The sequence below is a fragment of the Granulicatella sp. WM01 genome (assembly GCF_004570605.1).
Classification (GTDB): domain Bacteria; phylum Bacillota; class Bacilli; order Lactobacillales; family Aerococcaceae; genus WM01.
The window spans coordinates 1-381 of the sequence record NZ_SPPB01000147.1 but is presented as its reverse complement, the minus strand read 5'-3'; the positions used below and the strand labels follow the sequence as shown (position 1 = coordinate 381).

Here is a 381-nt window from a genome sequence, read left to right as displayed (position 1 = left end):
CGTTGGTGCGCTCGGAGGCAACCAAGCACCGCCAGGCCGTAGCGTCGGTGATCTCGTGGGTGTCGATCGTCCTCATCTATGTCGTCGTTGTGTACGAGGTCATCGATGTGTTGCCGGTTCCGGTCGGTGCGTTGGTGGGGCCGGCGGCGGTGCTCGGCGCCGCGCTGGGCTTCGGTGCCCAACGCCTGGTGCAGGACCTACTCGCCGGGTTCTTCATCATCGTGGAGAAGCAGTACGGGTTCGGCGATTTGTTCGAACTCAGCATGGTGGGGTCACCGGAGAACGCGGCCGGCACGGTGGAGGACGTCACGCTGCGGGTGACCAAGCTGCGTTCCAGCGAGGGTGAGGTGTTCACCGTTCCCAACGGGAACATCGTCAAGT

Annotated in this window: 1 protein-coding gene; it reads left to right on the top strand. The window is 64.0% G+C overall.

What is annotated here, in order from left to right; translation table 11 throughout:
• Positions 1-381 (top strand): mechanosensitive ion channel domain-containing protein (locus E4T68_RS09050; protein WP_135126076.1); only part of this gene is annotated, 381 nt, incomplete at both ends.